We start from the raw sequence: 24,881 nt of genomic DNA, 5'->3' as shown, positions 1-24,881 counted from the left end.
AGCCGGACGAGTGTTACCTTCAGATCCGCAATCGTTGTCCGATCGTCCAGGAGCACCCCATGGATCCCGTGGAGGACGTGCTCACCGCGATGCGGATCGAGCAGTCGCGGTACGTGCGGATCGAGGCCGGCGCGCCTTGGGGCATCGCCTTCCACTCGCCCGAGACCACCCGCCTCGTGCTGATCGCCTCCGGTTCGTGCGTCCTCACGGGCGACGCCGTGGGCGAACCGCGCCGGCTCGCGGCGGGCGACTGCTTCGTCGTCCGCGCCGGCGCGCGGTTCACGCTAGAGGACGAGCCCGGCCGCGACCTCGCCGAGTGCGAATCCCTGTTCACCGACCCGGAACGCACCGTCGCGACGCACGGCGGGAACGGTGAACGCACCGACATCGTGTCCGGCCGGTTCTCCTTCGACGCCACCGCGGCCGAGCCGCTGTTCGCGATGCTGCCCCCGCTGTTCCCGCTCGACCTGCGCGGCGAGGCCGGGGAGCAGCTGCACGCGACGTTCGACCTGCTCGCCCGCGAGGAGGCCGCCGCGGGCCTCGGCTCCCGGCTCGTGACCAGCCGGCTCGCGGACGTGCTGTTCGTCCAGGCCGTCCGCGCGTTCTGCGAAACCGGAGGCGGCGACCTCGGCTGGCTCGCCGCTCAGCGCGACCCCCGCCTCGCGGCCGCCATGCGCGCGTTGCACGCCGACCTCGCGCACCCGTGGACGGTCGAAACACTGGCCCGCGAGGCCGGCCTTTCGCGCTCGGCGTTCGCGGCCGCCTTCCGGGCCGTGGTCGGCGAGACCCCGCTGGGCTACCTCACGTCGTGGCGGCTGCACCAGGCCAAGCGACTCCTTCGCGAGACCGACCTCAGCGTCGCGCAGATCGCCGCTCGGGTGGGCTACGAATCCAACGCCGCGCTCACCCGCGTGTTCAGCCGCCGCGAAGGAACGACGCCCGGGGCGTGGCGGCGCCGGTGACCGGTCGCCCGCATGGGAAACCGGTCACCCGCGAGCTCACTGCACGGCCAGCTCCAGCGCCTCCCGCTCGACCGCTGCCTTCACCTTGTCACTGTCGACGGCGAGGTTCACGGCCCAGTAGAACACCGCCAGGCTGAACACGATCACCACCAGCAGGTCGATCCACTCGGGCAGGGCGCTGATGTTGCCCGACTCGCCGTAGCGGCCGAAGTAGCCGATGAGCACGTGGCCGGCGAGCCACGGCACGATCCACTGCGCGGCCTTCCAGTCGATCGGGATGCGTTCCAGCTTGGGGCTCGTCACACGCGCGATGAGGAACAGGCCGAAGCCGATCACCACGGCGATCATGATCTTCCACGTGGTGTCGAAGCCGCTCCAGTAGATGATCAGATTCGCGGCGACGAACCCCGCGGGCGCCAGCACCTTCGGCATCGGCGCGCGGTACGGGCGCGGGCGGTCCGGGTCGCGCCTGCGCAGCGCGATCATCGAGACCGGGGCGAACGCGTACATCAGCGCGGTGGCCGAGGTGATCACGCTGACCAGCGACTGCCAGCTCGGGAACGGCAGGAACGCGATCTCGCCGACCACGAACGACAGACCGATCGACCACACCGGCACCCCGCGCACGTTGAGCTTGCCCAGACCCTTCGGCAGCGTGCGCTCGTGGCCCATCGCGTACGACAGGCGCGCCGACGTGCCGAGGTAGAGCATGCCCGTGCCGGCCGGGGAGACGAAGGCGTCGGCGTAGAGCACGTACGACAGCCAGCCGGCGCCGGCGAGGGTCGCCAGCGTGGCGTACGGGCCGAAGGAGCCTTGCGCGATCGGGTTGTCCCAGCCCTTGAGCAGCGCGGCCGGGTCGAGCGCGCCGATGAACGCGACCTCCAGCAGCAAGTAGACGATCGTGCCGATGACCATCGCGACGATGATCGCGCGCGACAGGTCCTTCTGCGGGTCGCGCCTCGCCGCCCACCTGCACGGCCTGTTCGAAGCCCTGCAGCGCGAACACCACGCCGACCGGCAGCGCGGCGAAGATGCCGTGGGCGCCGTGCGGCGCGAAGCCGCCGCCCGCGGTGAAGTTGCCCGGGTGGAACCGCAGCGACAGCAGCACGACCACGGTCAGCACCGGCACCGCGGTCTTCCAGATCACCGTCGCCGAATTGCTTTCCGACAGCAATTTCACGCCGACGAGGTTGATCATGGTGAAGATCGCCATCAGCAGCGTCGCCCAGCCGAATCCGCTCGCGGTGAGCGTCCCCGAAGGACTCAGCAGATTCAGGTGTTCCTTGATCCAGGTGACGTTGTCGAGGTATTCGAGACTCGCCTCGACCTCCACCGGCGCGAGCGCCACCGCCTGCAGCCACGCCACCCAGCCGCCGACGAACCCGCCGAGCACCCCGTACGCGAGCGCGGGGTACCGGGCCGTGCCGCCGGCGACCGGGTAGGCCGCGCCGAGTTCCGCGTGGACCAGGGCGAGCGTCGCCATGATTACCGCGGTGAGCACCCACGAAACGAGCGATGCGGGACCCGCCACCTTCGCCGCCTTGAGCGCGCCGAGCAGCCACCCTGAGCCGATGATCGAGCCGAGCGAAACGAACATCAGGCCGTAGAAACCGACCGATCTGCGCATTTTCGGCGAAGTGCCCGCAGATGCGATTTTCTGGGCGGGTTCAACCATGAATGAGTCTCGATCCGAATTTTCGGGAACTTTGTCCGAATGATTCGCGCCAGTACCTGTTTTCAGGGTTTCCGACAAGCCTCCGAATGCTTTTCTGACGCGATCACAACGCGTGATTCTGGCGCGGGCGGCGACAGAGTGGAACCTTGGCCCCGTTACAAATTAGTTTCGGTCCAGGAAACCGGACCCGACGGAGTGTTCCAGACCACACCGGAACCGGAACAATCCCGGCGCCGTCGAGGTTGATCCACGGCAAGACCCGGAGCCAGGAGGAACTGCCGTGCCGATCACCTCGGAACCGTTGCGCAAGCTGGGTTTCCTCACGATCGGGCTGTTCGACGAGGCCGATCCCGCCGCCGGCCACGAGTCGACGCTGCAGGTCATCCAGCTCGGCGAGGAGCTCGGTTTCGACAGCGCGTGGGTGCGCCACCGGCACCTGCAGTTCGGCATCTCGTCGCCCGTCGCGGTTCTGGCCGCCGCCACGCAACGCACGAGCCGCATCGAGCTGGGCACCGCCGTGATCCCTCTGGGCTGGGAAAATCCGCTGCGCCTCGCCGAAGACCTCGCCACGGTCGACGTCCTCTCCGGCGGGCGCCTCAACCCCGGCCTGAGCGTCGGCGAGCCGCGCCACTACGACCACCTCGCGCCCGCGCTGTACCCCGACACCGCGTCGGCCGAGGACTTCAGCTACCAGCGCGTGGAACGCCTCCTGGGCTTCATCCGTGGCGAGAAAGCCACGGACTTCAGCGGCACCGAGGGCATCGAGGAGTACTCGCCCCGCGTCCAGCCGCACTCCCCCGGCCTCGCCGACCGCCTCTGGTACGGCGGCGGCAGCACCCGCTCCGCCCGCTGGGCCGGCGAGCACCGCATGAACTACCTGGCCAGCAGCGTCGTGCGCGCCGAGGACCCCGACGCCACGGAGATCGACTTCGCGGCCATCCAGGCCGCCCAGATCCGCGAGTTCCGCGCCCACCACCCCCTCGGGGCCGACGCCCGCGTGTCACAGGGTCTGGTCGTCATCCCGACCGACAGCGCGAGCCCCGAGCAGCGCGCGAAGTACGAGGCGTACGCCGCTTCCCGCCTGCCCCGCGTCGGCAAGGCCCACGGCCCGGCCCGCATGACCTTCGCGGAAGACCTGGTGGGCACGTCGGCTTCCATCGCCGAACGGCTCTACGCGGATGCCGCGTTCCGGGAGGTGTCGGAGGTCGCGTTCGCGCTGCCCTTCACCTTCGAGCACGCCGACTACGTGCAGATCCTCACGGACATCGCCACCCGGCTGGGCCCTGAGCTGGGCTAGAAACCGGCCGCCTGATCTTCGGCGCGAGCTCCCTCACGGGGGTGAGTTGCGGCCGGGACAACCCCGCGCGAGACGATCCGCGACTCACCGTGCGCTATGCTTCGTCGCGCACCGTGCGGGCGCTGCTGGTGTCGCCCACCCGGCAACCCGGGCGACGGAACCACCGAACAGCACGAACGACTGATCGCACCCTCGTGGGTGTCTGAAGAACCATGGCTGGATCCCTCCTCGCCGAGCCGGGCGGTGACGAAGGAAGGACTCTGCCGTGACTGCTTCAGTCTCTGAGCTCGCGTCGGTGCGCCGGCGGTTCACCGGTGAGACGCGCCAAGAAGCCCACAAGGCGATCAGCGCCGACCTCGCGATCACCGAAGCCGCGCGGGAAAAGGCGATTCTCGCAGCGCATTCACTGCACCAACGGGTGCTTGAGACTTCGCTCTTGCTTGCCGTCAGGTATTCGGCGCACCGGACCGCAGGGCACCGAGTGTTCAAAAAGGTCAGTCCGCGCTGCGATGCCCTCGTGGTCAGCCTTGCCGACGATGCCGCGACCCGATTCTTCCGCGCGCTGCTGGCGCCTCTCGAACCGAACGAAGGCCGCGACGGCATTCCGGGCCTGCGCTTCACCTTCACCCAGAACAACCTTGAGCTGCGCCTGCTCGATGTGGACGGCAGGGTCACTCCCTGCCGTGTTGTGGTCCGCGGCATCAAAGAGGACGACTGGACCCGAATCTGGGGCGCTATCCGGCACACGGCGTACGGCGGAAAGTGCGTGGACCCGCGCCTCGAGTGTTCGCCGCAGCTGAGCTCGGGCGAACGGCACGGTTACGATTTCCACTGGCAGCACTGCGGTCCGGTCGCGCTCGGCAGCGCCATGCTGCGCCGCATCGGGCTGGTCGCGAACGCTGCCGCGATCGACGTCTGGAGCAGTTTGGGCGGGACTGCGCTCCACCTCGAAACGGAGCAGGGTCCTTCGGTGTTCTCGCTGGTCGAAGATCTCTGCGACCCCGTGGCCGGAATCCTCGGGGAAGGCGTCGTTCTCGATGGGACACGAGGACCGGTCAAGCCTTCGGCGACATTCGCGCGGATCGTCGACCGGAGCCCGACTCCGGACAGGTTCGTCGGCCGGCTGCGAGACCAGGGCGAGCCCCCTGCGCTCGCTCTGCGCACCGTCGGCCGACCGAGTGCGGCGGCGAACCGGTGACCACCGTTCCCCGCGGGACCGACCGCCTCACCTTCCTCCAGTTGCTCGACCGGGTCCTCACCTCCGACGATCGCACTCGGCGTGCGCGGGATCTGGTCCGGACCGTTGCCCTTTCCGCGACGGGGCTGCTCGCGGCCCTCGCAGTGCTTGCGGTCAGCCTCGATTCCACCGGGTTCGTGCGCGTCGCGACCGCCGTCGTCGCGTTGCTGGGTGCGGCGGTCGGAAGCGCCGTTGCCGTAGTGCGGCGTCAGCGGCGGAAGACGACGGCTTCCCAAGGCCGTAGCCGCGCCCCCACCGAAGCGGGGCCCGGGTAGTTGCCCATGAGCAGCGACGCGTCGGACCAACCATCCACAGCGGACGAAGGCACGTCGAGCGGTGAACCCGACCAGTTGGCCGGCACCAGCAACCCGTGGTCACCGTCCACCCGGGTGAAGGCGAACAACGTGGGGTAATGAGGTTCCAGCAGCGAGTACCGGCCCGAGACCACCAGCGGCTCCGAGTAGCGCAAAGCTATCAACCGGCGGTAGTGCGAAAACACCGAAGCCGGATCGTCCACTTGGGACTCGACGTTGATCGTCACGTGGTTCGGGTTCACCCGAAGCCAAGGCGTACCCGAAGTGAAGCCGGCCTCTGACGAGGCGTCCCACTGCATCGGGGTGCGGGCGTTGTCGCGGGAGCGCGAGCGAAGGGCCGCTAGAACCGCAGCGGGAGACTGACCCAACGGACCCGTCGCCTCGAAGTAGTGGTTGCGGGACTGGATGTCGGCCATGCGCGAGCGCGTCCGCTCGGCCACGGAGCGCCTCGGCTACCAGCCGAACCAGTCCGGCCGCACGCTGCGCCGCGGCGCGACCGGCACGGTCGCGCTCGTGATGCAGACCGACACCGCGCGCACCGCGATGGGCGAGACGTTCTACTTCAGCGTCTGCGACGGCCTGCAGCAGGAGCTCGCAAAACGCTCGATGGACCTGGTGCTGCTGCCGGTCGGGCCGGCCAAGGACCCCTACCGGTACCTGGTCAACGCCGTCGACCGGCACATCGCCGACGCGTACGTCATCTCCAACACCCACCGCGTCGACCGGCGGGTGGAGCTGCTCACCGAGCGGGGCGGGCCGTTCGTGGCGCTCGGCCGCAGCGGACCCGAGGGCCACGCGTGGCTCGACCTGGACTTCGAGGGCGTCGCGGCGGAGACGGTGGAGCGGCTCGTGGCCGCAGGGCGCATGCGGATCGCGCTGGCCTACGACGACGGAGACGTCAACAGCACCTGGGAGTACGCCCGCGGCTGCCGGCAGGCGCTGGCCTCGCACGGGTTCGAGCCCGCCGCCGAGATACGCCTGCCCGACACGCCCGAGGGCGGCGGGCTGCTCGCCGAACGCCTGCCGGCGATGACGCCGGCGCCGACGGCGCTGATGCTGGCGCAGGAGACACTCGCGCTCGGGCTCTACCGCCGCTTCGCCGAGGCCGGTGTGCGGCCGGGCACGGACCTGGCCGTGGTGGGGTTCCGCAAGAACCCGGTGTGCGACTACCTCATGCCGTCGCTGACCACGTTCGCGGTCTCACTGGAGGCGTACGGGCGCGGCTCGGCGAGATCGTGCTCGCCCGCGTCGCGTCGGCGAAGGACCCGGTGCAGGAGGTCTGGCCGATGACGATCTCCCCCGGCGACAGCGACACCGCTCCCCCGCGTGTCGCCGAACGGCTGGGCTGAGCCGGGCCGTCCACTTCGGACGGCCCGGTTCCCCGGCTCGGTCGGCTCGCGTTCACTCAGCCCAGTAGAGCCGCATCGCGTTCTCCACCAACAGCTTCTGCCGCGCTTCGGCGCTCGGCGCGATGCGGGGCACGAAGTCGACCAGCGTGCCGTCGTCGGGCATGTGGCTCTTCATGTTGGGGTGCGGCCAGTCCGTGCCCCACAGGACGCGGTCCGGGAACTCTTCCACTAGCGCGCGGCCGAAGGGCACCACGTCGTCATACGGCGGGCCGGCCACCGTGAGGCGTTCCGGGCCGGTGACCTTCACGTGGAAGTTCGCGTGCTCGCGCAGCAGCGTGCGGAAGCGGCCGAACTCCGGGCCGTCGACGGGTTTCGTCACGTCCGGGCGGCCCATGTGGTCCACCAGGACCGTGGTCGGCAGCGAGGTGAACAGGTCCCACTTCTCGGCGAGGTCCGCGGCCTCGAAGTAGATCACGATGTGCCAGCCCAGCGGCGCGATCCGCGCGACCAGGTCGTGGTAGTACGCGTCGGGTTTCGGGTCCACGAGCCGGCGGACGAAGTTCAGCCGGATACCGCGCACGCCGGCCGCGTGCAGCCGGGCGAGCTCCTCGTCGGACTCGGTGCCGCGGATCGTCGCGATGCCGCGTGAGCGCTCGCCCGCCGCGTCGAGCGCGTCGACCAGAGCGCTGTTGTCGGCGCCGTGGCAGGTCGCCTGCACGATCACCTGGCGCTCGATGCCCAGGAAATCGCGCAGGGCGAACAGCTGCTCCTTGCCGGCGTCGGTCGGCGTGTACTTGCGTTCCGGTGCGTACGGAAACTTGTCGCCCGGGCCGAACACGTGCGTGTGCACATCGACGGTGCCCGGCGGGAGCACGAAGGCCGGCTTCGACGGTTCGGGGTCGTAGGAGAGCCAGCCGGGGTCGGCCGTGAACGCGCTCACACGCCCCTCGCCTTCAGCGCCTGGTCCAGGCGCGGGTAGACGCGGCGCACGTTGCCCTCGTACACCTTCGTCTTGTCCTCATCGGACAGCCCGAGCGCGTCGACGTAGCGGCGGGTGTCGTCGAAGTGGTGCCCGGTGCGCGAGTCGATGCCCCGCACGGCCCCGACCATCTCCGAGCCGAACAGCACGTTGTCCACGTTGATCACGTCGAAGAGCAGGTTGATGCCCGGCTGGTGGTACACGCACGTGTCGAAGAAGACGTTCGGCAGCACCCCCTCGTCGGGCTCCGGGCGGCCGAGCATGTCGGCGAGCCCGCGGTAGCGACCCCAGTGGTAGGGCACCGCTCCGCCGCCGTGCGGGATCACGAAGCGCAGTGCCGGGAAGTCGGTGAACAGGTCCGACTGCAGGAACTGCATGAACGCCGTGGTGTCGGCGTTGAGGTAGTGCGCGCCCGTGGCGTGGAAGCTCGGGTTGTCCGAGGCCGACACGTGCACCATGGCCGGCACGTCGAGCTCCACCATGGCTTCGTAGAACGGGTACCAGCTCTTGTCCGTGAGCGGCGGCGCCGTCCAGTGCCCGCCGCTCGGGTCGGGGTTGAGGTTGCAGCCCACGAACCCGAGCTCCTCCACGCAGCGGCGCAGCTCGGCCACGGAGTGCTCCACCGGCACGCCCGGTGACTGCGGCAGCTGGCAGACGCCGACAAATTTTTCGGGGTAGAGCGTGGTCACGCGGTGGACGAGGTCGTTGCACACCCGCGCCCACTCGGTGCTCACGGCCTCGTCACCGATGTGGTGGCCCATCGCCGACGCGCGCGGCGAGAACACCGTGAGGTCCACGCCGCGGTCGGCCATCAGCCCGAGCTGGCCCTGCACCGATTCGCGCAGCTCGTCGTCGCCGATCTCCGGGTACGCCGGGGCGGCGGTGCCCGCGTCGAACGCGGCGCGCTGCGCGTCCCGCCAGCTCGTGTGGGCCGCGGGCACGGTCGTGTAGTGGCCGTGACAGTCGATGATCACTCGGTGTCGCCTTTCGGGTCTTCTTCGGACATTCGCGTGCGGACCGCGTCGAGCAGCGGCAGCAGTCGAGACTCCAGCTCGCCGAGGTCCGCGGGCCGGTGGGCCGCCGCCCAGTCCTGGCGGCGCGCGATCGCCTTCGCCATCACGGGCTCGACGCCCGTCTCGGCCACGGTCACCGCGGCTTCCCGCAGCTCCTCTGCCCGGCGGACGCCGTGCTCCAGCGAGCGGGAGATCATGTACGCGGCGAGGCTTTCCCAGTCGTCGCTGGGCAGCAGGTTCGACAGCGACCCGAGGACGCGTCCCTCCACGCCCCACTCGCGCGCGGCGAGCAGCGACTCGGTGAGCAGGGCTTCGACGCCCTTGATCACCACGGAGCGGCAGAGCTTGGTGGCCGCGGCCCGGCCGACCACGTCGGCGTAGACCTCCAGCCCGGTGAAGCCGAGCGGGCGCGCGAACTCCGCGAACTCCGCCGCGTGCGGGCCGCCGAGCAGCGTCGGGGCCGCGAGCCGCTTGGGGTTGATCGGCGACATCACGGCGGCCTCGACGTAGCGGCCGCCGGCCTTCTCGATCACCTCGGCCGAGGCCTGCTTCTGGCCGGGTGCCGCGGAGTTGAGGTCGAGGAACCAGCAGCCGGCGGGCAGCCCGCCGGCGATCGACTGGGCCGCGGTGAGGTCGTTGGCCGCGGTCACGGCGCTGATCACCAGATCGGCTTCGCGCACGGCGTCGTGCGCGTCCACAGCGGACACCAGCCCGAACCGTTCGGCGTTGCGCGCTGCGGCGCTCGCCGGATCCGCCAGCGCCACGTCCCACGCCGCGAGCTCCACCCCGGTGAGGTCTTCCGCCAGCACGGAACCCACCTCACCGAGGCCCAGCAACGCGATCGTCGTCACGCTGTCACCGCCTTCGGCTGCGGCTGGCCCGCGGCCGCGACACCGAGGTCGACGTCCTTGGTCTCCGGGCCGATCAGCGAGCCGACGAACACGAGCGCGCCACCGAGCACCAGCAGCGCCGCGGCCGTGAAGCCCGACGGCATGATGTGCTCCAGCCAGCCCTGGTAGTAGGCGTAGAACGAGGTCAGGATCAGCGGCATGCTGTAGCCGAGACCGAACCCGCTGCCGCGCACGGCCGGAGGGAACCGCTCACACAGGTACGACGGCGTGACGGCGAACGTGCTGCCGCCCGAGAGCCGGATCACGAGCGTGAGCAGCAGCACCGCGCCGAACCCGGAGTACCAGCCGAGGCTGATCGTCGCGAACGCGCCGGCGCAGACCACGCCGATGCCGATGCCGGACCACGCGAGGAACTTGCGTCGGCCGATCTTCTCCGACAGCAGCCCGAGGAACGGGAACAGCACGGAGTGGATCGCCTGCACGATCACCAGCGCCGCCGTCACCTGCGTCGCGGACACGTGTGCCTGGTACTGCAGAGCGCTCGGCAGCAGGCCGGAGGCGAGGTTGGACGCGAACCAGATGCCGCTCATGATCACGAAGACCTGGAGGAACTGCTTGCGCGAGGATCCCACGAGCACGTCGCGGATCGGCGTGCGCGACTTCTTCGCCGACTTCCACGTCTCGGACTCCTCGACCGTGCGCGAGAAGTACACGCAGAACACCACGCACAGCAAGGCTCCCACGAGGAACGGCACCCGCCAGCCCCACTGCGAGTAGGCCGAGTTCGTGCCGCCCGAGGGCGCGATGCGCAGCATGATGAACGTCACCAGCGAGATCGCGCAGTACGAGATCGGGAAGCCCATGCCCACGAGCCCGCCGTACCAGCCGCGCTTGCCGGTGGGCGCCGCCTCCATGGCGAGCGGCGTGGCGCCGGTGTACTCGCCGCCGAGGAACACGCCGTCGATCAGCCGCAGCACCACCATCAGCACGACACCGAGCAGGCCCACGGCGTGGTAGCCGGGCAGCAGCGCGATGAGCAGCGTGCAGATGCCGCAGCCGGTGATCGACCACAGCGTCACGCGGCGGCGCCCGACCTTGTCGGCCAGGCGGCCGAAGATGAGCGAACCGAGCGGCCGGCCGATGAGGGTGGCCACGAAGATCAGCGACGTGATCACGGCCCGGCTCCCCGGGGAGACCGCGGGCGGGAGGAAGTAGTTCATCGCCGGAGTGAGCGCGACCACCGGCAGGTAGACGTCGAACATGTCGACGAAAAAACCGAAGGAAGCGCCGATCACGGCGTTGCGGGTCGAAGTCTTGGCCCCTCTGGCGGCGGGCGGTGACGTGGCCGGTCCGGTCATCGTCGAGATCATCTCCTGTCGTCCCGGACGCATCCTCGCGGCCGGCTGGGTCTGCCGGGGAACCTAACCCGGGGACCCGGATCGTCACAAGAGTCGTCTACGAACTTGTTGACAATCTCGTATGGGATGCTTAGCGTCACCATCGAGGAGAGGAGCCGGGATGACCACCACGCCGAAGGAAGGGGAGGCCGGCAAGCACGCCGCGCTCGACGCGCTGCGGGCCGCCCTGCTGGCAGGCGACGTCGTCCCGGGGCAGCGGCTGGTGGAGGCCGAGCTGGCCGAGACCTTCGGCGTCACGCGCGCGAGCATGCGCGCGGCCTTGATCGACCTGACCGCGGAAGGCCTGGTGGAGCGCATCCCGCACCGTGGGGCCCGGGTGCGGGTGGTGTCGGTCGAGGAGGCCGTGGCCATCACCGAGTGCCGCATGGTGCTCGAGGGCCTGTGCGCGGCCAAGGCGGCGGAGAAGGCGACCGACGACGAGATCGACTCGCTGCGTGAGCTGGCGGTGCGGCTCCAGTCGGCCGTCGACGACGGCGAGTCGATGAAGTACTCGGAGCTCAACCGCGAGCTGCACCGCACGGTGCGGGAGATCGCGGGCCAGTCCGTGGCGGCGGAGCTGCTGGAGCGGCTCCACGGCCAGATCGTCCGCCACCAGTTCCGGCTCGCCATGCGCGCGGGCCGGCCGCACGTGTCGCTGCCCGAGCACCTGGCGATCATCGACGCGATCGCCCGCCGCGACCCGGACGCCGCCGAGCAAGCGGCCCGAGCGCACCTGCGCAGCGTGATCACCGCGCTGCGCGAGACCGACAACTGAGCGATGGAGCAGGCTGAATGAACACAGTGGTGGTGACCGACGTCCCCCGGGCGCCCGGCGAGAAGATCGACGAGCTGGCCGGCTTCGGCGTCGCCACGGTGCACGAAGCACTGGGGCGCACGGGTTACCTCGGCGTGGAGCACCGGCCGCTGCACCGCGGTTCGCGCATCGGCGGCTCGGCCGTGACAGCGCTGTGCTGGCCGGGTGACAACATGATGATCCACGCGGCCGTGGAGCAGTGCCGGCCGGGTGACATCCTCGTCGTCACCACCACTTCCCCGTCCACCGACGGCATGTTCGGCGAGCTGCTGGCCACCTCGCTCGTGTCCCGCGGCGTGCGCGGGCTCGTGATCGACGCGGGGGTGCGCGACGTCGCGGAGCTCAAGGAAATGGGCTTCCCGGTGTGGTCGCGGGCGATCAGCGCGCAGGGCACTGTGAAGGCGACGGCCGGTTCGGTGAACGTGCCGGTGACCGTCGGCGGGCAGACGATCCGCCCGGGCGACGTGATCCTGGCCGACGACGACGGTGTGATGTGCGTGCCGCAGCGCGACGTCGACCGGGGCATCGCCGCGTCGAAGGCCCGGCTCGCCAAGGAAGAAGCGACGCGGACCGCGCTGGCCGGCGGTGAGCTGGGGCTCGACCGCTACAACCTGCGCGAGAAGCTCGAGTCGCTCGGCGTGCGCTACCTGACCGCCGAGGAGTATGAGAAGGAGCAGGCGTGACGGGCGTCCCCTGCCTGCTGATGCGCGGCGGCACGTCGAAGGGCGCATACTTCCGCGCCGAGGACCTGCCCGCCGACGCAGCGGAGCGCGACGACCTGCTGCTGCGCATCATGGGCAGCCCCGACCCGCGCCAGATCGACGGCATCGGCGGCGCCCACCCGCTCACCAGCAAGGTGGCCGTGGTGTCGCCGAGCACGACGCCCGGCGCGGACGTCGACTACCTGTTCCTGCAGCTCGGCGTGGCCGAGGCGACGGTGACCGACCGGCAGAACTGCGGCAACCTGCTCGCGGGCGTCGGCCCGTTCGCGGTGGAACGCGGCCTCGTGCCGGCCGGCGACAGCGAGACGACCGTGCGGATCCGCATGGTCAACTCGGACAGCACCGCCGTCGCCCGCTTCCCCACTCCCGGCGGGGTCGTCGAGTACGCGGGTGACACGGCGATCTCCGGCGTGCCCGGTACCGCGGCGCCGGTGGTGCTCGACTTCGCCGATACCGCCGGGTCGACGGGCCACGGCCTGCTCCCGACCGGGCACCTCGTGGACACTGTGGACGGTGTGCCGGTGACCTGTGTGGACAACGGCATGCCCGTGGTCGTCGCACGGGCCGCCGACTTCGGGCTCACCGGCTACGAAACGCCTGAGCAGCTCAAGGCCGACACCGCGCTTCGGGCGCGGATCCAGTCGCTGCGGTTGCGGGCGGCCGAGCTGATGGGCCTCGGCGACGTGCGCGACAGCTCGGTCCCGAAGACCACGCTCGTCGCGCCGCCCGTCGACGGCGGCACGATCTGCACCCGCACGTTCATCCCGCTCGAACCGCACACGTCGATCGGGGTGCTCGGGGCCGTCAGCGTGGCCACGGCGCTCCTGCTGGACGGTGCCGTCGGGCACGAACTGGCGAAGCTGCCCGGCACCTCGCGCATCGACGTCGAGCACCCGACCGGCCACCTGCAGGTCGAGGTGGAGGTGGACCCGGGCGAGACCCCGCCGCGGGTGCGCCGCAGCGGGGTCGTGCGCACGGCCCGGAAGCTGTTCGACGGCACGGTTTTCCCGCGCTGACGCCTTCCCCGGGGGTGCCGCTCAGGCGCCCCTGGGGAACGCGTGCTTGCGGCCGCCGATCACCGCGACCGCCGCGAAGACCAGCAGCACCAATGAAGCCCACGTGATCGACGCCGTGCCCAGGCTCGCGATCAGCAGCCCGCCGACGAGTCCACCGAGGGCGATCGAGCCGGAGAAGAACGAGATCACGATCGACTGCGCGACGTCGGCGGCTTCGGCCGTCGCGGTGATCGCGCCGCCGATGAACAGGCTGGGCGAGCTGCCGAACGCCAGGCCCCACGCCGCGGCGGCGAGGTAGACGAGCGCGGGCACACCCGCGAGCACCGCCAGGACCAGCACGCTCACCGCGAACAGCAGTGTGCTCGCGACGATCAGCTTGCGCGGGTGGTGGTCGATATGCGCGCCGACCACGACCACGCTCAGCACCGACGTGACACCGAAGGCGAACAACACCCACCCGGCCTGGCTCTCCATGCCCGCGAACCGCAGGAAGTCGGTCACGTAGGTGTAGAGGATGTTGTGCGCCACCATGTACGTGGTGAGCGCGAACAGGATCGTGCGCAGCCCGGGCATCGCGAGGACCTGGCGGAGCGTGAAGCGTTCGTGGCCCGCTTGGCCGGGGAAGTTCGCCAGGTTCACCACGAACCAGAGCATGTTCAGCAGGCTCAGCACCGCCGAGACCCAGAACGCCGTCTGCCAGCCGCCGAAGGTGCTCAGCCACGTGCCCACCGGCACACCGAGGGCCAGCGAGATCGGCGTGCCCGCCAGCGCGATGGCGATGGCACGGCCCTGCACGCTCGGCGGCGACAGGCGCGCGGCGTACCCGGCGAGCTGCGTCCAGACCAGCGCGGTGCCGAGGCCGGCGACGAACCGGATCACCATCGTGAGGGTGTAGTCGGTGGACAACGCGGTGAGCGCGTTGGTGATCGCGACGGTGCCCAGCGCGACCTGCAACACGGTCTTGCGCGACCACTTCGCGGTCAGGCGCGAGAGCGGGATCGCGGCGAGCGCGGTGGCGGCGGCGTAGATCGTGACGATCTGGCCGGTGGCCGCGACGCTCGTGTGCAGGGTCCGGCTGATTTCCGGCAGCAGGCCGGCGGGCAGGCACTCGGTGAGGATGCCGATGAACCCGGCGAGGAAGAGGCCGAAGAGGGCCTTGCCCGGAAGCCGGTCCCGGCCGCGCGCGGTGGCGGGCGAAGCTGTGGTGGTTTCGGTCATCTCACTGATCCCTCTCCCTGGTGCCGGGCCGCTCGGCGGGCACGGTTCACTGTGCGCCGGGCGTGAAGGGTTACCCAGGTGCCCGTTTCGCGTACGTCCCGCGTGCCTACTACTGGCAGGGACAGGCTCAGGAGCAGCGATTTCGTGGTTCGGGCGCGATACTGAGGGACATGGCCACGCACCCCCGCACCGAGCAGGCGCTGGATCCGCGCGCGGAGTTGAGCGAGTTCCTGCGCTCGCGGCGAGCCCGCCTGAAGCCGGCTGATGTGGGCCTGCCCGGGTACGGCCGGCGCCGGCGCGTGCCGGGGTTGCGGCGTGAGGAGCTGGCGCAGCTGGCCGGGGTTTCCGTCGCGTACTACACACGGCTGGAGCAGGGCAACGGCCGCAACGTCTCGCTCGAAGTGCTGAATGCGATCTCCACCGCGCTGAACCTGTCAGAGACCGAACACGCGCACCTGCTGCACTTGGCCAAGCCGCAGCAGCGCAAACGGCCGGTGCCGCGGCAACGGCAGCAGGTGCGGCCCGCGCTGCAGACGATGCTCGACGCGATCGAGAGCGTGCCCGCGTACGTGTGGGGCCGCCGCACCGACGTGCTCGCCTGGAACAGAACGGCGTCGGCGCTGTTCGGCGACTGGGCCGCGCGGGCGCCGGAAGACCGCAACTGGGCTCGCATCGTCTTCCTCGATCCGGCCGCGCACAGCCTGTACGCGGACTGGCGCACCAAGGCGGCCGACGTCGTCGGTCAGCTGCGGCTCGACGCCGGGCAGCACCCGAACGACCCGCTGCTCACCGAGCTGGTCGGGGAACTGTCGGTGAAGAGCGAGGAATTCCGCACGATGTGGGCCGCGCACGACGTGAAGCGCAAGACGCACGCGACGATGCGGTTGACGCACCCGCTCGCGGGTGAGCTGACGTTGCACTACGAGACGTTCACCCTGCCCGGGGAGCCGGATCAGGCGTTGTCGGTGTACCATACCGAGCCCGGTTCGAAGTCGCAGGAAGCGTTGCGGCTGCTGGTGAGCTGGGGCCCGGACGCGGCCGCCGCGGTCGATCACGCTCGCGCGTCGGAGGCTTCGAAGCACTAGCGTGGACCGCGTGACCTCCGCCTACACGTCCACAGTGGACATCGCCCGGCCCGCCGGCGACGAGCGCACCGCCGAGCAGTGGGCGCGAGCCGTCTGGGAAGACGCACCGGCGCCACTGCGGGCCTTCCTGCGCGTGGGCTGGCGGTGCCTCGGCCTGCGGACCCGGCCCGGGCCGGGCCGCGTGCTCGGCTGGACGGTCGTGAGCTCCGAGCCCGGCAGCGTGGTGCTCGAAGCACCGTCGAGCCTGCTGACCACGCGCAACACCGTCGACGTCGGCTCTCGGGTGCGCTGGACCACCACCGTGCGGTTCGACCGTGCGCCGGCCCGCGCGTTGTGGGCCCTCGCGGCGCCGATCCACGCGGTGGTCATCCCGTGGCGGCTGCGCGAAGCCGCCCAGCGCGGCAGCGGGTGGCACCGGCTGGTGACGACGTTCCAGCGCCGCGTCGGCAACCCAGTGCTGTCGCGGCTGCCCGGCCAGGTCCTGCTGGAGACCACGGGCCGCGCGTCGGGTCTCCAGCGCCGCACACCCGTCGGCGGCCGGCGCACCGGCGACGAGTTCTGGCTCGTGTCGGAGTTCGGCACCCGCTCGCAGTACGTCCGCAACCTGCAGGCCGACCCGCGCGTCCGCGTCCGGCTGCGCGGGCGCTGGCACCTCGGGACCGCCCATGTCCTGCCTGAGGACGACGCCGTGGCGCGGCTGAAGTCGTTGCCGCGCTTGAACAGCGTCGGGGTGCGGGCCTTGGGCAACAACCTGCTGACGGTGCGCGTCGACCTGGAGTGAGCGCTAGCGGGCCAGCCGTTCGGCGAGCCATTCGAGGGCCGGCGGGTAGCGGTAGTCGATGCCGCCGTGGCCGGCGTCGAAGAGCTCGAAGTGCAGGCGGTCCTCGGGCAGGCCGGCCTTGAGGAGCTCGTCGCGGAACGCGGCGGCGCCGAGGTCGAGGAACCACTCGTCGCGGGTGCCGGCGTCGATCCAGACCGAGTCCAGGGAGCGCAGCGTCTCGGCGTGGACGGGCGCCATGCGGACCGGGTCCCACGCGAGCCAGCGGTCCCAGACGTCCGGTTTGAGCACACCGGTCACCGCGTCGAAGGGCAGCTCGGGCGTGCCGTCCTCCCGCGCGGAGAAGCACGCGGCGACGCCGAGGGCCACGAGCAGCGACTCGTCACCCGGTTTGGTGAACGCCGGACGTGATTGGAAGTCGTCCCACCAGCGGAAGATGTCGTGGTCGTACTCGCGCAGCACGCGCACGGCCTTGCCGAACTCGGGCACGTAACTGAGCTCGTAGAGCGTGTCTCCGGCGTGCGTGGCGAGCGCGCCGAACAGGTCGGGGCGCAGCATCGGCGTGATCATCGCGCCGAAGCCGCCGGAGGACTTGCCGGTGATCGCGCGTGACTCGCGCGCGGGGATGGTGCGGTAGTGCGCGTCGACCCACGGCACGATCTCGTCGCACAGGTACGAGTGGTAGCGCCCGGTGCCGGGTGAATCGACGAACTGCGAGCCGCCGTAGGAGGTCCAGGCGTCGACGTAGACCACGACGCAGGGCGGCGCGCCGTCGGCGAACACCGCGTCGGCCGTTTCGAGGTACGGCTGACGGAACGCGGTGCGGTTGGCCCACATCGTGACCTGGCCGGTGTAGCCCTGGATCACGTAGATCACCGGGTAGCGCGCCGCGGAGCCTTCGTAGCCCGGCGGGACGTACACCCACAGAGGCCGCTCGTGCGGGTCGCCGAGCGGGTTGTCCCGCAGCAGCTCCGAGGTGATCGTGTGGCGGTCGAGCCGGCCGGCGAGCGGGGCATCCCAGGGCAGCATGGGGACAGTCAACCAGGTCCGCGCGGTGAGTGGCGGCGTTCCACAGTGGATTCGGGCCCGTTCCGGGTTCTTGACACACGCGGTTTTGCCCGACCATGCTCGCGTCCGGGCGTGGTGCCCCCTCGACGGTGGGAGGCACGGCGGGCCATGACGGTTCTCGGGTGGCTGCGAAGCCGGGACAACAACCTCTCGGCGCTGCGCCGCACTGGCCGCGCCGCGATCATCCTGCCGTCGCTGTTCGCGGTCGGGAACCTGGTGCTGGGCAGCGCGCTGATAGGCCTGTTCGCGTCCGTCGGCTCGGTGGCGCTGCTGCTGTTCGTGGACTTCGGCGGGCCGATCCGCGACCGGGTGTTCGCGCAGGGCGCGCTCGTGCTCGCCGGCGGTGTGCTCATCTCGCTGGGCACGCTCGTATCGCGGATCGTCTGGCTCGCGGCGGTGACCACCGTGGTGGTGGCGTTCGTGGTGCTGTTCGCCGCCGTGGTGAGTTCCGTGATCGCGAGTGCGACGACGTCCCTGCTCGTGTCCTTCATCCTGCCCGCGACGCTGCCCGGCTCGCTCGCCACGCTGCCCGACCGGCTGCTCGGGTGGGGCATGGCGGGGGTCGTGTCGATGGCCGCCATCGCCGTGCTGTGGCCCTCGCCGGTACGCAACCCGCTGCGGATCGCGACGGCCCGTGCGTGCGCGTTGCTGGCGCAGCGGCTGCGGACCGAGGTCGAGTGCGTGCGCTGCGGGTTCCTGCCGAACCTGGTGGCGCAGGTCGACGACGTCGTCGCGGAGTCGAGTGCCGCCGTCGCCGCGCTGCGGGACTCGTTCTTCGGGACGCCGTATCGGCCGACGGGGCTGACGACCTCGACGCGCACGCTCGTGCGGCTGATCGACGAGGTCGTGTGGCTCGAGGAGATCCTGGCGCGGATGCCCGTCGCCGAAGGTCACGGCGCCACGACGGCTGCGGTGTCGGAGGTCAAGCTGGCCGCCGCCGTGCTGCTCGACCACGGCGCGGGGCTGCTGAAGGCGGTGGCTTCGGCGCCCGACGACCTGGCGGTCGAGCTCGCGCGGCTGCGGGAGGCCCGCGGGAAGATGGAAGCGACCGCGACGTCGGCGCTGCCGGATCCGGACACGGCGGAGTTCGTGACGTCGCTCGAACCGAGCTTCCGCGCGCAGGAGATGAGCTTCGCGATCTCCGAGATCGCCCGGAACATCGAGCTGACCGTGGCGGCACGGCGGCGGACCTGGTGGGAGCACCTGATCGGGCGGCGGCCGGACGGCGCCGGTTCGGCGCTGTCGTCGGTGCAGGAACGGACGGGCGCGCACGTCGCGTGGACCTCGGTGACGCTGCACAACAGCGTGCGCGGCGGCATCGCGCTCGGGGCCGCCGTGCTGATCGCGGATCTGACCGGGGTGGAGCACTCGTTCTGGGTCGCGTTCGGCACGATGGCGGTGCTGCGGTCCAACGCGCTGAGCACCGGGCAGAGCGCGGTGCGGGCGCTGCTCGGCACGGTCGCGGGGATCGTGGTCGGCAGCGTGCTGATCCTGCTGCTCGGCCACGACACGACGGTTTTTTGGGCGCTGCTGCCGATCGCGGTGGTGTTCACCGGGCTCGCGCCCGCCGTGATCTCGTTCGCCGCCGGGCAAGCCGGGTTCACCGTCGTGCTGTTGCTGCTGTTCTCGCTCATCCAGCCCGCCGGGCTGCAGATCGGGCTGGTGCGGGTGGAGGACGTGGCGATCGGGTGCGCCGTGAGCCTCGTGGTGGGGATCGTGTTCTGGCCGCGCGGCGCCGCCGCCGAGCTGCGGCGCGCCGTGGCGGACGGGCTCGCTGAAAGCGCCCGCTACCTGCGCGGCGCCGTCGAGTACGGCGTGAGCCGCTGCGATGAGCTCGTCCCCGCCACCATCGAGCCCGGCGACGAGAACCGCCGAGCCGCCGCCGCGGCCCGCCGCCTGGACGACACGTTCCGTGTCTTCCTCACCGAGCGCGGCCCCAAACACGTGCCCCTGGCCGACGTCGCGGCGATGATCACGGCCGTCGCGGTGCTCCGCCTGACCGCGGAGGCCGTGCTGGACCTGTGGCGCCGCGAGACCGGCGGCGCCGTCGGCGACCGCACCGCCGCGCGGGCGGAGGTCCTCGCGGCGAGCGACGAACTGGCCCGCTGGTACGAAGCCACCGCCGACGCCCTCACCGGGTCCGGCATCGTCCCGCCGCTGAAGTCCCGCGACCCGGCCGCCGACGCGCGCCTCCTGACGGCCGTCCACCGCGACCTCTCCGGCGACGACCACCAGGGCACCGCGGCCGCCGTGAAGATGATCTGGACCGCCGACCACCTCGACGCGGCCCGCCGCCTGCAGCCCACGCTGGTCGGCCCGGTGACGGCGGCAGCGCGGCATTCGTCGTTGACGAGCTGAGGAGCAGCTTCTGGACGCGAAGTCGCCTTCGCGTCCAGAAGCGTGAAGCCGGTACCGAGAGCGCCGCTGCCCCGATTGGCAGGGCAGCGCACTGCGCCAGTGGCAAGCGCGTCGGGCGCCGTGAAGCCACCTTCACAGCGACAGGTGCCAAGGCAGTGCCGAGAAGCGCCGCTGCCTCGATGGCGGGCATTGCACTGCGCCACTGACAAGTGCCATGCCGCGCCGCCCAAGAGCCTTCGCGCCGAGCGTGCGCGCGTCGGGCCGCTCTCGTCATCGCCGAGTTGAGGAGCGCCGCCGACGCGAAGGCGGGCAGAGCGATGCCTGTGGCAAGTGCCCTGCCCGCCTGCCAAGTGCCTTCGCACCAGGCCCCCCTGAGCTCGTCGCGACTGAGCTGAGGAGCGCTACTCCGTCGCCTTCCCCACCAGCGTCGCGAGCCCCTTGCCCAGCGCCCCCACCGCGGCGGCGCTGGCCTCGCCCAGGTAGTGGCGCTCGGCGAGCCACGTGGCGTCGTTGTAGGTGACGTGGACGGCGCCCTGGTCGTCTTCCCAGGCGAGCGCCTTCAGCGGCAGGTCGAGGCCGCTCGTGGGGCCGTCGGCGAGTAGCGGGGTGCCGCCGCGGCCGTGCCCGAACACGAGCAGCTGCATGGGCCGCAGCTCGAGGCCCGCGGCGACCGCGTTGGCGGCGTGGTCGATGCGCGCGAACACGATCAGCCCCGCGTTCTCGGCCAGCTCCACGAGCCGATCCACGGTCTCCCCCACCGGCCGGCTGCTCGCGACCGTCACCAGGCCTTCTCCCGCCATCACCACTCCTCGTCCACGCCGGGTTCCCGCGTGGACGCTACTCCCCCGCGTTATTCCCGATCGGGCGGGAAAAGCGCGGCTTTCCCAATGGCTGGTTCCGGCTGCCGCACCCGCGGGTCCCGGCGCACACTGCGAAGGCAGGCCGAGCGGAAAGGACGCGCACATGGCAGGTGGACCCTTGCTCGCCGTCGCCCTGGAGGGGGCCGGCTGGCACCCGGCGGCGTGGCGGGAGCCGGCGGCACGGCCGGCCGAGCTGCTCACGGCCGGGTACTGGACCGGTCTGGTGCAGGAGGCCGAAGCGGCGAAGCTGGATTTCGTCACCTTCGAGGACTTCCTGTCCCTGCGCACCGACGCCCAGGGCCCGTTCGAGGACCGCACCGACGTCGTCCAGGGACGGCTCGACGCGGTGCTGATCGCCTCGCGCGTCGCGCCGGTGACCTCGCGCATCGGCCTGGTGCCGACGGCCGTGGTCACCCACACGGAGCCGTTCCACCTGTCGAAGGCCATCGCGACGCTCGACTACGTCAGCGGCGGCCGCGCGGGCGTACGCGTGCAGGTGTCACGCCACGAGGAGGAGTACCGCAACTTCGGCCGCCGCGAACCGGCCGACGCCGCGGACCTGTTCGACGAGGCCGCGGACTACGTCGAGGTGCTGCGCCGGCTCTGGGACAGCTGGGAGGACGATGCGGAGATCCGCGACATCGCCACCGGCCGGTTCGTCGACCGCGAGAAACTGCACTACATCGACTTCGAGGGCCGCTGGTTCTCGGTGAAGGGCCCGTCGATCACGCCGCGGCCGCCGCAGGGCCAGCCGCCCGTCGCCGCCTTGGCGCACAACGACCGTGCCTATCGGCTGGCCGACAACGCCGCTGACCTCGTGTACGTGACACCGCAAGACCGGGCGGACGTCGCGAAAATCCGCGCCGCCGTGGACGAGCGCCTGCGCGTGTTCGCCGACCTCGTGGTGTTCCTCGACGACAAGCCGGGCGCCGCCGCCGACCGCAAAGCGCGCCTCGACGACCTCGCCGGCGCCGAGTACACCTCCGACGCGCACGTCTTCACCGGCACGCCCGCCGAGCTCGCCGACCTGCTGCTCGACTGGCACGCCGCCGGCCTGACCGGGTTCCGGCTGCGGCCGGGCGCGCTGCCCGACGACCTCACTGCGATCACGCGCGGACTCGTGCCCGAGCTGCGCGGGCGCGGCGCCTTCCGCCACGACTACGAAGCCGCCACGCTGCGGGGGCTGCTCGGCCTGCCCCGCCCCGCGAACCGCTACGCCGCCTGAGGAGGGACCCGATGACCGAGCCGAAGCAGATCCACCTCGCGGCGCACTTCCCGGGCGTCAACAACACCACCGTGTGGAGCGACCCGGAGGCGGGCAGCCACATCGAGTTCAGCTCGTTCGTGAAGCTCGCGCAGACGGCCGAGCGCGCCAAATTCGACTTCTTCTTCCTCGCCGAAGGCCTGCGGCTGCGCGAGCAGAACGGCCTGATCTACGACCTCGACGTCGTCGGGCGCCCCGACACGTTCACGGTCCTCTCGGCGCTGGCCGCCGTCACCGAGCGGCTGGGGCTCGCGGGCACGATCAACTCGACGTTCAACGAGCCGTTCGAGGTGGCGCGCCAGTTCGCGTCGCTGGATCACCTCTCGGCCGGGCGCGCGGCCTGGAACGTCGTGACGTCGTGGGACGCCTTCACCGGCGAGAACTTCCGCCGCGGCGGCTTCCTGCCGCAGGACCAGCGGTACTCGCGCGCCGAGACGTTCCTGCGCACGGCCTGGGAGCTGTTCGACTCCTGGCGCGGCGACGAGGTCCTCGCGGACAAGGCGAGCGGCCGCTTCCTGTCCGACGCCCACGCCGGCGCGTTCTCCCACCACGACCAGCACTTCACCATCGACGGCCGCTTCCCCGTGCCGCGTGGCCCGCAAGGCCGGCCCGTCACCATCCAGGCCGGCGACTCCGACGAGGGCCGCGAGTTCGCCGCCGCCACGGCCGATGCCATCTTCAGCCGCTACGGCGCGCTCGAGACCGGCCGGCCGTTCTACCACGACGTGAAGGGCCGCCTCGCGAAGTACGGCCGCACGCCCGACCAGCTCGTGATCATGCCCGCCGCGACCTTCGTGCTCGGCGACACCGACGCCGACGCCCACGAGAAGGCCCACGTGGTGCGGCTGCAGCAGGTCAGCGAGCAGACGGCGATCAAGTTCCTCGAACAGCTCTGGAACACCGACCTGTCCGAGCACGACCCGAACGGCCCGCTGCCCGACTTCGACCCGGTCGTCGGCGAGGACCTGATCTCGAAGGGCCGCGCCAGCGTGCGGATGTACCGGGACCCGCTGGCCACGGCGAAGCAGTGGCGCCAGCTCGCGGAGGCCAAGAACCTGACCGCGCGGGAGGTCGTCATCGAGGTCACGGGGCGCCAGACGTTCATCGGCTCCCCGACGACCGTCGCGACCGCCATCAACGACCTCGTGCAGAACGACGCCGCCGACGGGTTCATCCTCGTGCCCCACGTGACGCCGGGCGGGCTCGACGAGTTCGCGGACACGGTGGTGCCGCTGCTGCAGGACCGCGGGGTGTTCCGGACGGAGTACTCCGGGACGACGCTGCGAGACCACCTGGGGCTCTCGCAGCCCTGATGCCGCAGGTGCCGCCCCTGCGGGCCGCGACCTCGCGCGCCCGGACGCGGCCGGTGTCAGGAGCGCAGCCGCGACACGATCCCCAGCCACGCCTTCGCGTCGGACAAGTCGTGGTGAACCTGCAGCACGCGGTCGAGCCCGAGCATCCGCAGGGGACGCAGCACCGCGAGCCGGCCGGTGACGATCGCGTAGGGCACCGCGGCGGCGCGGGCGGCCTCGTGGGCCCGGACGAGGGTGCTGATGCCGTCGGACGAGCAGAACGTGACCTCACGCAGGTCGATGAGCAGCACTTGGGGCCGCAGCTCGAGCTCCACGGCAAGCTGCTCGGCGAGCCGGCCGGCGATCGTCGCGTCGACGTCGCCTCGGACCACCACGGTCGTGTCCTCGGCGGTGGTGAACACGACGACGACCGGCGGGTTCGCGGGGACGTCCGGGAGGGGTTCCGCCACGGCAGGCCTCCCTCCACACATCGGCGGAGACGCCAGGTGCGCGGGCCCGGCCGGTCTCCGGAGTCCTCGGCACAGGCCGGGACGACGGCAGACGGCTTCTTGTTGAACCGCGGTCACCGGAGCCTACGCCGGTCACGACCGGGCCAGGGCGGCGGCCGAGGTTGAGCCTCGCTCGCGCCGGGGTACCCGGCCGGCATGAAAAAGACGCTGTACAAACCGTTGAACTTCGCCGTCAGCGCGCTTGGCGGTCTGGTCGCCGGCCAGGTCTTCAAGCTGCTGTGGCAGCGGATCGCCGGCGAGGACGACGCCCCGATCGCGACGGACAAGCACCGCGGCTGGCAGGAGATCCTCATCGCCGCGGCGGTGCAGGGCGCGATCTTCGGCGCGGTGAAGGCCGCCGCCGAACGCGCCGGCGCCGTCGGCTACGAGAAGGCCAGCGGCGAGTGGCCCGGCGACGACTGACCCCGGGAGCGACCGTGGACGACGAACGACCCACCCCAGAACCCGACCACTTGGCCGCGGACGAGGACTCGAGCGGCAACCGTCCGCCACCTTCGCGGCGGGCCGAAGGCGAAACGCCGCTGGAGGACGAGCATGGCCGGTCCCGCCGCGGGAGGGAGAACCTCCGCGGCGGCGACTGACCGGCCCGACCCCCAGCGCTGTCCGACGCCGGCGCCCCCGCGCTTCGCCGGTCACCGGTTCGAGGTCGGCGCGGCGCTCGGCGTGAACGCGGTTCACCGACACGCCGCACGATCCGTTCCCGAATGTCCACATCGGACTCCCGTCGGCCCGGAATCGCCGGAACCAGCTGGACTTCCGGGGTGCCGGGGGGCGTTGGGCGCCTCCGGATGATTGCGGGGCG

General features: G+C 71.2%; 22 protein-coding genes and 1 pseudogene. 13 read left to right on the top strand and 10 right to left on the bottom strand.

Features of this window, described 5'->3' with window-relative positions; all coding sequences use genetic code 11:
• Positions 1–59 precede the first annotated feature (59 nt).
• Positions 60–962: an AraC family transcriptional regulator gene (locus AB0383_RS09500; protein WP_364178237.1), complete on the top strand. Its 903-nt coding sequence runs from the start codon at positions 60–62 to the stop codon at positions 960–962.
• A 91-nt stretch (positions 963–1,053) separates the two neighbouring features.
• On the opposite strand, the pseudogene AB0383_RS09495 reads toward AB0383_RS09500, so the two are convergent.
• Positions 1,054–2,559, bottom strand: a pseudogene (locus tag AB0383_RS09495) (APC family permease); the annotation flags it as partial.
• A gap of 358 nt (positions 2,560–2,917) precedes the next feature.
• On the opposite strand from AB0383_RS09495, the gene AB0383_RS09490 reads away from it, so the two are divergent.
• Together AB0383_RS09490 and AB0383_RS09485 are read left to right on the top strand one after the other, a co-directional pair.
• Complete coding sequence (locus AB0383_RS09490) at positions 2,918–3,934, top strand: LLM class flavin-dependent oxidoreductase (RefSeq protein ID WP_366186303.1); 1,017 nt, start codon at positions 2,918–2,920, stop codon at positions 3,932–3,934.
• Between the two features lie 295 nt (positions 3,935–4,229).
• Positions 4,230–5,132, top strand: coding sequence for a hypothetical protein (locus AB0383_RS09485; RefSeq protein ID WP_364178245.1), 903 nt, complete (start codon positions 4,230–4,232; stop codon positions 5,130–5,132).
• 247 nt (positions 5,133–5,379) lie between these two features.
• On the opposite strand, the gene AB0383_RS09480 is transcribed toward AB0383_RS09485, so the two are convergent.
• Positions 5,380–5,901: a DUF3459 domain-containing protein gene (locus AB0383_RS09480; RefSeq protein ID WP_366186301.1), complete on the bottom strand. Its 522-nt coding sequence runs from the start codon at positions 5,899–5,901 to the stop codon at positions 5,380–5,382.
• On the opposite strand from AB0383_RS09480, the gene AB0383_RS09475 reads away from it, so the two are divergent.
• Entirely contained in the window at positions 5,900–6,775 is an 876-nt protein-coding gene (locus AB0383_RS09475) for a substrate-binding domain-containing protein (protein ID WP_366186299.1), read from the top strand. The genes AB0383_RS09480 and AB0383_RS09475 overlap by 2 nt on opposite strands.
• 111 nt (positions 6,776–6,886) lie before the next feature.
• Here AB0383_RS09475 and AB0383_RS09470 read toward each other — a convergent pair whose 3' ends face one another.
• From AB0383_RS09470 to AB0383_RS09455, 4 genes are read right to left on the bottom strand one after another with little or no spacing between them, the layout of a single operon-like run.
• Positions 6,887–7,774, bottom strand: coding sequence for an amidohydrolase family protein (locus AB0383_RS09470; RefSeq protein ID WP_366186297.1), 888 nt, complete (start codon positions 7,772–7,774; stop codon positions 6,887–6,889).
• Positions 7,771–8,787: an amidohydrolase family protein gene (locus AB0383_RS09465; protein WP_364178253.1), complete on the bottom strand. Its 1,017-nt coding sequence runs from the start codon at positions 8,785–8,787 to the stop codon at positions 7,771–7,773. Before AB0383_RS09465 ends, AB0383_RS09470 begins: the two co-directional genes overlap by 4 nt.
• Positions 8,784–9,677: a DUF1932 domain-containing protein gene (locus AB0383_RS09460; protein ID WP_366186294.1), complete on the bottom strand. Its 894-nt coding sequence runs from the start codon at positions 9,675–9,677 to the stop codon at positions 8,784–8,786. The genes AB0383_RS09465 and AB0383_RS09460 overlap by 4 nt, the downstream gene beginning before the upstream one ends.
• A complete protein-coding gene (locus AB0383_RS09455) occupies positions 9,674–11,035 on the bottom strand; it encodes an MFS transporter (RefSeq protein ID WP_366186292.1) in 1,362 nt (453 codons plus the stop codon). The genes AB0383_RS09460 and AB0383_RS09455 overlap by 4 nt, the downstream gene beginning before the upstream one ends.
• A 160-nt stretch (positions 11,036–11,195) precedes the next feature.
• Here AB0383_RS09455 and AB0383_RS09450 point away from each other — a divergent pair, with 160 nt between their 5' ends.
• The 3 genes from AB0383_RS09450 to AB0383_RS09440 are packed head-to-tail and all read left to right on the top strand — an operon-like array spanning position 11,196 to position 13,626.
• Positions 11,196–11,849, top strand: a complete 654-nt coding sequence (locus AB0383_RS09450) for a GntR family transcriptional regulator (RefSeq protein ID WP_364178261.1) — start codon at positions 11,196–11,198, stop codon at positions 11,847–11,849.
• Between the two features lie 17 nt (positions 11,850–11,866).
• On the top strand, positions 11,867–12,571 hold the full coding sequence (locus AB0383_RS09445) for a 4-carboxy-4-hydroxy-2-oxoadipate aldolase/oxaloacetate decarboxylase (protein WP_364178264.1): 705 nt from the start codon (positions 11,867–11,869) through the stop codon (positions 12,569–12,571).
• Positions 12,568–13,626 (top strand): 4-oxalomesaconate tautomerase, encoded by a 1,059-nt coding sequence (locus tag AB0383_RS09440; RefSeq protein ID WP_364178267.1) that lies wholly within the window; start codon positions 12,568–12,570, stop codon positions 13,624–13,626. Before AB0383_RS09445 ends, AB0383_RS09440 begins: the two co-directional genes overlap by 4 nt.
• A gap of 21 nt (positions 13,627–13,647) precedes the next feature.
• On the opposite strand, the gene AB0383_RS09435 is transcribed toward AB0383_RS09440, so the two are convergent.
• Positions 13,648–14,844 carry an MFS transporter gene (locus AB0383_RS09435; RefSeq protein WP_366186289.1) on the bottom strand — a complete coding sequence of 399 codons (1,197 nt, stop codon included), beginning with the start codon at positions 14,842–14,844 and terminating at the stop codon, positions 13,648–13,650.
• Positions 14,845–15,014: 170 nt separating this feature from the next.
• Between AB0383_RS09435 and AB0383_RS09430 the strand changes: the two genes are divergently transcribed.
• Complete coding sequence (locus tag AB0383_RS09430; protein ID WP_364178273.1) at positions 15,015–15,929, top strand: helix-turn-helix domain-containing protein; 915 nt, start codon at positions 15,015–15,017, stop codon at positions 15,927–15,929.
• A 10-nt stretch (positions 15,930–15,939) separates the two neighbouring features.
• The gene (locus AB0383_RS09425) at positions 15,940–16,710 is read left to right on the top strand and encodes a nitroreductase/quinone reductase family protein (RefSeq protein WP_366186286.1); all 771 of its coding nucleotides are present in this window, start codon (positions 15,940–15,942) and stop codon (positions 16,708–16,710) included.
• 3 nt (positions 16,711–16,713) lie between these two features.
• Here AB0383_RS09425 and AB0383_RS09420 read toward each other — a convergent pair whose 3' ends face one another.
• The gene (locus AB0383_RS09420; protein ID WP_366186284.1) at positions 16,714–17,736 is read right to left on the bottom strand and encodes an alpha/beta hydrolase-fold protein; all 1,023 of its coding nucleotides are present in this window, start codon (positions 17,734–17,736) and stop codon (positions 16,714–16,716) included.
• Between the two features lie 147 nt (positions 17,737–17,883).
• Here AB0383_RS09420 and AB0383_RS09415 point away from each other — a divergent pair, with 147 nt between their 5' ends.
• A complete protein-coding gene (locus AB0383_RS09415; RefSeq protein ID WP_366186282.1) occupies positions 17,884–20,133 on the top strand; it encodes an FUSC family protein in 2,250 nt (749 codons plus the stop codon).
• Positions 20,134–20,534: 401 nt separating this feature from the next.
• Here the strand turns inward: AB0383_RS09415 and AB0383_RS09410 are convergent, their stop codons facing one another.
• Entirely contained in the window at positions 20,535–20,933 is a 399-nt protein-coding gene (locus AB0383_RS09410; protein ID WP_366186280.1) for a DUF302 domain-containing protein, read from the bottom strand.
• A gap of 163 nt (positions 20,934–21,096) precedes the next feature.
• On the opposite strand from AB0383_RS09410, the gene AB0383_RS09405 reads away from it, so the two are divergent.
• Positions 21,097–22,218, top strand: coding sequence for an LLM class flavin-dependent oxidoreductase (locus AB0383_RS09405; protein ID WP_366186278.1), 1,122 nt, complete (start codon positions 21,097–21,099; stop codon positions 22,216–22,218).
• A gap of 11 nt (positions 22,219–22,229) precedes the next feature.
• Positions 22,230–23,570, top strand: a complete 1,341-nt coding sequence (locus AB0383_RS09400; protein ID WP_366186276.1) for an NtaA/DmoA family FMN-dependent monooxygenase — start codon at positions 22,230–22,232, stop codon at positions 23,568–23,570.
• Positions 23,571–23,626: 56 nt separating this feature from the next.
• Here AB0383_RS09400 and AB0383_RS09395 read toward each other — a convergent pair whose 3' ends face one another.
• Positions 23,627–24,019: an STAS domain-containing protein gene (locus AB0383_RS09395; RefSeq protein ID WP_366186274.1), complete on the bottom strand. Its 393-nt coding sequence runs from the start codon at positions 24,017–24,019 to the stop codon at positions 23,627–23,629.
• A gap of 195 nt (positions 24,020–24,214) precedes the next feature.
• Between AB0383_RS09395 and AB0383_RS09390 the strand changes: the two genes are divergently transcribed.
• Complete coding sequence (locus AB0383_RS09390; protein ID WP_364178295.1) at positions 24,215–24,481, top strand: DUF4235 domain-containing protein; 267 nt, start codon at positions 24,215–24,217, stop codon at positions 24,479–24,481.
• The last annotated feature ends 400 nt before the right edge of the window (positions 24,482–24,881 follow it).

The organism is Amycolatopsis sp. NPDC051373, assembly GCF_040689465.1.
GTDB lineage: Bacteria > Actinomycetota > Actinomycetes > Mycobacteriales > Pseudonocardiaceae > Amycolatopsis.
Note: the sequence above shows the minus strand (reverse complement) of the source record. Positions and strands in the feature narration are given on the sequence as shown.